This is a genomic window from Rhodoferax sp. (assembly GCF_030646845.1).
Lineage (GTDB): Bacteria > Pseudomonadota > Gammaproteobacteria > Burkholderiales > Burkholderiaceae_C > Rhodoferax.
The window spans coordinates 76018-84418 of the sequence record NZ_JAUSLE010000065.1; the positions used below are offsets into that span (position 1 = coordinate 76018).

Annotated in this window: 7 protein-coding genes, 1 tRNA gene and 1 pseudogene; all 9 read right to left on the reverse strand. The window is 56.5% G+C overall.

What is annotated here, in order from left to right:
* Positions 1-7: 7 nt before the first annotated feature.
* Entirely contained in the window at positions 8-4120 is a 4113-nt protein-coding gene (gene rpoB, locus Q7T10_RS16325; RefSeq protein WP_304750342.1) for a DNA-directed RNA polymerase subunit beta, read from the reverse strand.
* Positions 4121-4425: 305 nt separating this feature from the next.
* Positions 4426-4797 carry a 50S ribosomal protein L7/L12 gene (gene rplL / locus Q7T10_RS16330; RefSeq protein ID WP_304750343.1) on the reverse strand — a complete coding sequence of 124 codons (372 nt, stop codon included), beginning with the start codon at positions 4795-4797 and terminating at the stop codon, positions 4426-4428.
* Between the two features lie 42 nt (positions 4798-4839).
* The gene (rplJ, locus tag Q7T10_RS16335) at positions 4840-5373 is read right to left on the reverse strand and encodes a 50S ribosomal protein L10 (RefSeq protein WP_304750344.1); all 534 of its coding nucleotides are present in this window, start codon (positions 5371-5373) and stop codon (positions 4840-4842) included.
* 272 nt (positions 5374-5645) lie between these two features.
* Positions 5646-6341: a 50S ribosomal protein L1 gene (gene rplA / locus Q7T10_RS16340; RefSeq protein ID WP_304750346.1), complete on the reverse strand. Its 696-nt coding sequence runs from the start codon at positions 6339-6341 to the stop codon at positions 5646-5648.
* The gene (rplK, locus tag Q7T10_RS16345; RefSeq protein WP_296444265.1) at positions 6342-6773 is read right to left on the reverse strand and encodes a 50S ribosomal protein L11; all 432 of its coding nucleotides are present in this window, start codon (positions 6771-6773) and stop codon (positions 6342-6344) included.
* Positions 6774-6899: 126 nt separating this feature from the next.
* On the reverse strand, positions 6900-7511 hold the full coding sequence (nusG, locus tag Q7T10_RS16350; RefSeq protein WP_370653786.1) for a transcription termination/antitermination protein NusG: 612 nt from the start codon (positions 7509-7511) through the stop codon (positions 6900-6902).
* Positions 7508-7891: a preprotein translocase subunit SecE gene (gene secE, locus Q7T10_RS16355; protein WP_304750349.1), complete on the reverse strand. Its 384-nt coding sequence runs from the start codon at positions 7889-7891 to the stop codon at positions 7508-7510. The genes nusG and secE overlap by 4 nt, the downstream gene beginning before the upstream one ends.
* A gap of 110 nt (positions 7892-8001) precedes the next feature.
* Positions 8002-8077: transfer RNA gene (locus Q7T10_RS16360), tRNA-Trp, on the reverse strand.
* Between the two features lie 11 nt (positions 8078-8088).
* Positions 8089-8401: pseudogene (gene tuf / locus Q7T10_RS16365) on the reverse strand (elongation factor Tu); the annotation flags it as partial.

Consider the following 8401-nt stretch of genomic DNA (forward strand, 5'->3'; position numbering starts at 1 on the left):
TCCGTGCTTAGCTACGTTCCAACTCGATATCGATACCGAGTGAGCGGATTTCCTTGACCAGCACATTGAACGATTCCGGCATGCCGGCTTCGATCGAGTGTTCGCCCTTGACAATGCTTTCGTACACTTTGGTACGGCCTTGCACGTCGTCTGACTTGACGGTAAGCATCTCTTGCAGCGTGTAGGCGGCACCGTACGCTTCGAGCGCCCAGACCTCCATCTCGCCGAAACGCTGACCACCGAACTGCGCCTTGCCGCCCAGCGGCTGCTGGGTAACGAGGCTGTAGGGACCAGTGGAACGGGCGTGCATCTTGTCGTCCACCAAGTGGTGCAACTTCAGGAAGTGCATGTAACCAATCGTGGTCGGACGCTCGAATGGATCACCGGAACGCCCGTCATACAGGTGCGCCTGGGTGCGAGCGGCGGTAAGGCCTTTCTGCTTGACCACATCGTCGGGGTACGCGAGCTTGAGCATGGTCCGGATTTGTTCTTCCGATGCGCCGTCAAACACGGGTGTCGCGAACGGCACGCCGGATGTCAGGTTGCCCGCCATTTCCAGCACTTCGTCGTCACTCAATTGAGCCAGCTCTTCCTTGCGGCCGGTGCCGTTGTAGAGCTCTTCCATGAACTTGCGCAACTCGGCCACCTTGGCCTCTGCCTGCAACATGTCGCCAATGCGGTGGCCAATGCCTTTGCCGGCCCAGCCCAAATGCACTTCCAGCACCTGGCCCACGTTCATTCGTGAAGGAACGCCCAAGGGGTTCAGCACGATATCGCAGGGGGTGCCATCGGCCATGTAGGGCATGTCTTCGACCGGGACGATCTTGGAAACCACACCCTTGTTGCCATGGCGACCGGCCATCTTGTCACCGGGCTGCAGCCGGCGTTTGACGGCAATGTAGACCTTGACCATCTTCAACACGCCGGCCGGCAACTCGTCACCCTGGGTCAGTTTCTTGCGCTTTTCTTCAAAGGCAAGGTCAAAGCTGTGGCGGGTTTGCTCGTTGGAGTTCTTGATGCTCTCCAGCTGGGTTGCGACCTCGTCGTCGGCGGGGCGAATATCGAACCAGTGGAATTTATCCACCGAAGCCAGATAGGCCTTGTCGATCTTGGTGCCTTTGGCCAGTTTCTGAGGACCGCCATTCGCGATCTTGCCGATCAGCAATTTCTCGATCCGGTCAAATGCGTCGGCTTCCACAATGCGAAGCTGGTCATTCAAATCAAGACGGAAACGCTTGAGTTCGTCGTCGATGATTTGCTGCGCCCGGCGGTCGCGCACAATGCCTTCACGGGTGAAGACCTGCACATCGATCACGGTGCCTTTCGAGCCCTGGTCGACGCGCAGCGACGTGTCTTTCACGTCGCTGGCTTTTTCGCCGAAGATGGCGCGCAGCAGTTTTTCTTCAGGCGTCAGCGTGGTCTCGCCTTTAGGCGTGACCTTGCCAACCAGCGTATCACCAGGCTCCACTTCAGCGCCCACGTAAATAATGCCCGACTCGTCCAGACGGTTGAGCTGTTGCTCGCTCAGGTTCGGGATGTCGCGGGTAATTTCTTCGGACCCCAGCTTGGTGTCGCGCGCCATGACCACCAGTTCTTCGATGTGGATCGAGGTATAGCGGTCTTCCGCCACCACACGCTCACTGATCAAAATCGAGTCTTCAAAGTTGTAGCCATTCCACGGCATGAACGCAATCAGCATGTTCTGGCCCAAGGCCAGTTCGCCCAGGTCAGTGGATGCGCCATCGGCAATCACATCGCCCTTGGCCAGCTTGTCGCCCTTTTTGACAATGGGACGCTGGTGAATGTTGGTGTTCTGATTGGAGCGCTGGTACTTGATGAGGTTGTAGATGTCCACACCCACTTCGCCGGCCTGCGCTTCTGCGTCGTTGACACGAATCACAACCCGGGTCGCGTCGACGTAATCCACCACACCACCACGCGTTGCGGTGACGACGGTGCCGGAGTCAATCGCAGCAACGCGCTCGATACCGGTTCCAACCAGCGGCTTTTCCGGACGCAGGATCGGCACAGCCTGGCGCGACATATTGGCGCCCATCAAGGCGCGGTTTGCATCGTCGTGCTCCAGGAAAGGCACCAGGGATGCGGCCACCGAGACAATCTGTGCCGGGGAGACGTCCATGTACTGCACACGCTCGGCACCCACCAGAATCGACTCACCTGCTTCACGGGCCGAAATCAGCTCGCCGGTGAGTTTGCCGTCTTTGTCCAGCACGGAGTTTGCTTGGGCGATAACGTATTTGCCTTCCTCAATGGCGGACAAATAATCGATATCCATCGTGACCTTGCTGTCCACCACGCGACGATAAGGCGTCTCAATGAAACCGTATTCGTTGAGGCGGGCATACAGCGCCAGTGAATTGATCAGGCCAATGTTTGGACCTTCAGGCGTTTCAATGGGGCAAACACGACCGTAGTGGGTGACGTGAACGTCGCGCACTTCAAAGCCGGCACGCTCACGCGTCAAACCACCTGGGCCAAGAGCCGATACGCGGCGCTTGTGGGTGATCTCCGACAAAGGATTGGTCTGATCCATGAACTGCGACAACTGCGACGCGCCGAAGAATTCCTTCAACGCAGCCGAAATCGGCTTGCTGTTGATCAAGTCATGCGGCATGAGCGGCTCCTGCTCGGCCTGGCCGAGACGCTCTTTGACGGCCTTTTCAATCCGTGCCAGACCGGTACGGTACTGGTTCTCGGCCAACTCGCCCACGCAACGCACGCGCCGGTTGCCAAGGTGGTCGATATCGTCCACTTCGCCACGGCCATTGCGCAGGTCCACCAGGATCTTGACCACGGACAAGATGTCCTCATTGGTCAGCACCATCGGACCGGTTGATTCGGCACGCCCCATCTTGGCGTTGAACTTCATGCGGCCCACGCGCGACAGGTCGTAGGTGTCGGGGTTGTAGAACAAACGCTGGAACAGCGCCTGCACGGCGTCTTCTGTTGGCGGCTCGCCAGGACGCATCATGCGGTAGATGGCGACGCGTGCCGCAAACTCATCCACCGTTTCGTCAGTGCGCAGGGTCTGCGAAATGTACGCACCCTGATCCAGCTCGTTGGTGTAAATACACGGCAGGTCCTGCACGCCAGCGGTACGCAATTTCTTGAGCAGCGCTTCCGTCAGTTCCTCGTTGGCCTTGGCCAGGATTTCGCCGGTATCGGCTTCGACGATGTTGCGAGCCACCACGCGGCCCACCAGGAAATCCTCAGGCACGCTGATGTGCGTGGTACCGGATTGCTCCAGTTCGCGGGTGTGCCGCGCCGTGACGCGCTTGTCTTTGGCGACCACCACTTTGCCACTCTTGTCGGTGACATCGAAACGCGCGACTTCACCACGCAGACGTTCTGCCACAAATTCCATCTGGGCACCACTGTCCATCAGGCGGAAATTGTCATTGACGAAGAAATTCGCCAGGATGGACTCGTGATTCAGGCCGATCGCCTTGAGCAGGATCGTGACCGGCATCTTGCGGCGACGGTCGACGCGGAAGTACAGGATGTCTTTGGGGTCGAACTCGAAATCGAGCCAGGAACCACGGTAAGGAATGATTCGCGCCGAAAACAGCAGCTTGCCTGAACTATGGGTCTTGCCCTTGTCGTGTTCAAAGAAGACGCCGGGCGAACGGTGCAACTGGGACACGATCACGCGCTCAGTGCCGTTGATGATGAAAGAGCCCTTGCCAGTCATCAAGGGCACTTCGCCCATGTAGACCTCCTGCTCCTTGACCTCTTTGATCACCTTGTTTTGCGAAGTTGAAGATTCGCGGTCATAGATGAACAGCTGCACCTTGGCCCGAACCGCCGAAGCAAAGGTCAGACCACGGGTCTGGCACTCGCGCACGTCAAAAGCCGGTTTGGCCAGGTTGTATTCGAGATATTTCATCTCGACAAACCCGTTGTGGGAGATGATCGGGAAAGCTGCTTCAAAAGCAGCCTGCAGTCCCTCGGCCGTCCGTTTTTTCGGAGGAACATCGGCCTGGAGGAATGCGGTGTAGGCATCCTTTTGCATCTGCAACAGGTAGGGAATTTCAAGCACGCTGTCGCGACTGCCAAAATTTTTGCGAATCCGCTTGCGTTCGGTGTATGTGTAAGCCATGAGATCTCCGGGCAAAGACTGAGGAATCCTGGGGGTCCTAGGCGACTGTCGCGTTGAGCACCACACTCAACAGGCTTGGTGATTGGCCACTACCAATCATTGGCGGACGGTCACACATTGCGTGCAACCCGAACCAAGGCATCTTCTGCAGTCGGGGTCAGAAGACACTGAAAAACCCCTTTGGGCTTTTGGGTGACCGTTCGGATCACCCAAAAAGTCCCAAAGGGTCGTTTTTCAGTGCGCTCTTACAAGCGGCAAAGGCTGGGGGCCCTTTTGGAGCACCCCAGCCTCTTTGACCAACTCAATTACTTGAGTTCAGCCTTGGCACCGGCTTCAATCAGCTTCTTCAAAGCAGCATCAGCATCGGCCTTGGAAATGCCTTCCTTGACATTCTTCGGAGCGCCATCCACCAGATCTTTCGCTTCCTTGAGGCCCAGGCCCGTGATTTCGCGCACAGCCTTGATGACCGATACCTTGGCTGCGCCAGCATCAAGCAGCACAACGTTGAATTCAGTCTTCTCTTCGGCCACAGCGGCGGCAGCACCGCCGCCAGCAGGTGCCGACATTGCTGCAGCGCTCACGCCAAACTTCTCTTCGATGGCTTTCACCAGGTCGTTGAGTTCCATGACCGTCATGCTGTCCAGCGCGGTCAAAAATGCGTCTTTATCGAATGCCATTTTTATTTCCTAACAATATTGGTTACTTCGTGCTGCAGGCTATCAAGCCGCAGCTACCTCAGCGGCTGCTTCTGCAGGTGCTTCCACTCCGGCGCCTTTTTTCTCCGCGATTGCCGCCAGCACACGTGCTGTACGGGAAATCGGGGATTGCATCAAGCCCAGCAACTGTGCGAGCAATACTTCCTTGGAAGGAATGCTTGCCAGTTGTTTCACGCCGTTCACGTCCAGGGCTTTTCCACCGTATGCACCGCCGCGAATCACCATCTTGTCGTTGGTTTTCGCGAAGTCAGCCACCACTCGCGCGGCAGCTACTGCATCTTCAGAAAAGCTATAGATCAGCGGACCGGTCATCAGGTCGGACACAACTTCAAATCCGCTACCCGCGACAGCACGGCGAGCCAGTGTGTTCTTCAACACACTCAGACTCACGCCATTGCTGCGCGCGGTGGAGCGCAATTTGGTCATGTCAGCGACCGTGATACCACGGTATTCCGCCATCACGAGCGTTTGAGCTTTTGCGGCGAGGCCAGTCACATCACTGATGACCGCTTCTTTCTCACTGCGATTAAGACTCAAGGTCTACTCCTTCAAAATGTGCCTGTCAGCAAATTGCCTTCAAGCACGCCACATTGCAGCGACCAACTGTTTCGGAACCAATTCCATCTGCAGCGGGATCGCCATCTGCGTTGGCGAAAGGCCCTGGGCGAACCCAAAGTCCCTTGATTAAGTGCTTGCTCGTACTTCTACGGCTTGCACACCAACGGTCTTGGATGACCTGCCCACACCTTGCAGCATAGGCAGCCCACCACACCAGGTCACCATTTCAGATGACCTGATTTTCTTTGCAATTACGCTGCGATGGTTTGGAGGTCCACGCGGACACCCACACCCATCGTTGACGAAACTGCCACTTTTCTCAAATAGACACCCTTGCTGGTCGCGGGCTTGGCCTTGGTCAAGGCGTCCACCAACGCAGCCAGATTGCCTTGCAGCTTGTCGGTGTCGAACGAACGACGGCCGATCGTGGAGTGAACAATACCGGCCTTGTCGACACGGAATTGCACCTGACCTGCCTTGGCGTTCTTCACAGCGGTAGCCACGTCCGGCGTGACGGTGCCTACCTTGGGGTTAGGCATCAAACCACGTGGGCCCAGAATCTGGCCCAGAGTACCGACGACACGCATGGCATCGGGCGCAGCAATGACGATGTCAAAAGGCATGTCACCGGCCTTGATCATGGCTGCCAGATCGTCCATGCCGACGATATCGGCGCCAGCTGCCTTGGCTTCTTCAGCCTTGGCACCCTGGGCGAACACGGCAACGCGTTTGGTCTTGCCGGTGCCATTGGGCAGCACGACGGCGCCACGCACCACTTGATCCGATTTCTTGGCATCAATACCAAGCTGCACGGCCACATCGATGGATTCATCGAATTTGGCATTGGCACACTCTTTGACGATGCCCAGAGCGTCTGCCAGGGGATACAGCTTGTTGCTGTCAACCTTGCCCTGGAAGGACTTTTGTTTTTTGGTGAGCTGGGTCATTTAAACACCCTCCACATTCACGCCCATCGAGCGGGCAGAGCCGGCGATGGTACGAACAGCTGCGTCCATGTCAGCAGCGGTCAAATCTTTCATCTTGGTTTTGGCGATCTCTTCGAGCTGGGCGCGCGTGATCTTGCCGACCTTGACGGTGTGCGGTGTCGCAGAGCCCTTGTCGATCTTCACAGCCTTCTTGATCAAAATCGACGATGGCGGCGATTTGATGACGAAAGTGAAGCTCTTGTCCGCGAAAGCGGTGATCACCACTGGCAGTGGCAGACCGGGTTCGATACCCTGGGTCTGCGCGTTGAACGCCTTGCAGAACTCCATGATGTTCAAACCGCGCTGACCCAATGCCGGGCCGATGGGGGGGGATGGGTTTGCCTTGCCTGCAGGTACTTGCAGTTTGACAAAACCGACGATTTTTTTCGCCATGCTTTTCTCCTTGCGGGTAATAACGCCCCGACCGTGCTCTTAAAGTTGCAGGCCCTGGCTCCCCGGGGTTAACGACTCACTAACTACATTCGCACCGAGTCGAAAAATGCGAACCAAAAATTTGTATCAGGTCTTTTCGATCTGCGAAAACTCAAGCTCGACCGGTGTGGCGCGGCCGAAAATCGTGACCGCCACGCGGACCTTGCTCTTTTCGTAGTTGACGTCTTCCACCGACCCATTGAAGTCGGTGAACGGACCATCCTTGACGCGCACAAACTCACCCACCACAAATTCGACCTTGTGACGCGGCTTCTCGGTGCCTTCCTGCATCTGGTTGACGATCTTCAAGACCTCAGCCTCCGAAATGGGGGCCGGACGGTTCTTGGCGCCACCCACGAAGCCAGTGACCTTGTTGGTGTGCTTGACCAAGTGCCAGGTGTCATCGTCCATGACCATTTCGACCAGCACGTAGCCGGGGAAGAACTTGCGTTCCGTGGTTTTTTTCTGGCCGTTCTTGATCTCGACCACTTCTTCCATTGGAACCAGAATACGGCCAAACTTGTCCTGCATGCCGGCGCGATTGATGCGCTCGATGATGTTGCGCTCAACGGCTTTTTCCATGCCCGAATAGGCATGGACGACATACCAGCGCAAATCAGGATTGGTCGGCGCGGTGGCCAAGACCTGCGCTGCAACAGGCGTATCGTTTGACGGGGTTTCTACAACATCAGTCATCATTTTTTCCACCCCAGAATCAAGTCATAAAACAACCACTCGAGCGTCTTGTCAGTCAGCCAGAGAAACAGGGCCATCACCAGCACGAAAACAAACACATAGGCAGTCATCTGGATGGCCTCCTTGCGCGCCGGCCAGACAACTTTCTTGACCTCGCGCCAAGCGTCCCGGCCAAAGGAATAAAGCTCCTTGCCCGGTTCGGATGTAAAAAATATCACCACTGCGGCAGCCAGACCCACAAGCAAAGCACCCCATTGGACCAACTGCCCCTGTTTGCCCAGCACATAAAAAGCCGCCAGTGCTGCGACAACCAGCAACGCAGCAACGGCCAGCTTGGCCTTATCGACTCCGGTACTGACGGTTTGAACTTGTGAGGTGGCCATTTTCTCTATCTCGCGCTTTTGTCTGTCAAATCAAACTCAGCTGTCTTTAGACGCTGAAGCCCGCTATTCTCATAGCGGGCCTTGGAATCCACCTTTTCAACATAATCAGGTGGCAGGGGCGGAAGGAATCGAACCATCAACCTTCGGTTTTGGAGACCGACGCTCTGCCAATTGAGCTACGCCCCTACTAATTAAATTTACGCGATGATTTTGGCAACCACACCGGCGCCGACCGTCTTGCCACCTTCACGGATGGCGAAGCGCAGGCCTTCTTCCATGGCGATCGGGTTGATCAGCTTGACCGTGATCGACACGTTGTCACCCGGCATGACCATCTCTTTGCCTTCTGGCAACTCGATCGCACCGGTAACGTCCGTGGTACGGAAGTAGAACTGGGGACGGTAGTTGTTGAAGAAAGGCGTGTGACGGCCACCTTCATCTTTGGACAAGACGTAGATCTCGCCCGTGAAGTGGGTGTGCGGCTTGATCGAACCGGGCTTGCACAGCACC

What these genes read in the sequence shown, in the direction of transcription:
- rplA (WP_304750346.1), bottom strand. Translation starts at nt 6,341, where the DNA reads ATGACCCAGCTCACCAAAAAACAAAAGTCCTTCCAGGGCAAGGTTGAC.
- secE (WP_304750349.1), bottom strand. Translation starts at nt 7,891, where the DNA reads ATGGCCACCTCACAAGTTCAAACCGTCAGTACCGGAGTCGATAAGGCC.
- rplL (WP_304750343.1), bottom strand. Translation starts at nt 4,797, where the DNA reads ATGGCATTCGATAAAGACGCATTTTTGACCGCGCTGGACAGCATGACG.
- rplK (WP_296444265.1), bottom strand. Translation starts at nt 6,773, where the DNA reads ATGGCGAAAAAAATCGTCGGTTTTGTCAAACTGCAAGTACCTGCAGGC.
- rpoB (WP_304750342.1), bottom strand. Translation starts at nt 4,120, where the DNA reads ATGGCTTACACATACACCGAACGCAAGCGGATTCGCAAAAATTTTGGC.
- nusG (WP_370653786.1), bottom strand. Translation starts at nt 7,511, where the DNA reads ATGATGACTGATGTTGTAGAAACCCCGTCAAACGATACGCCTGTTGCA.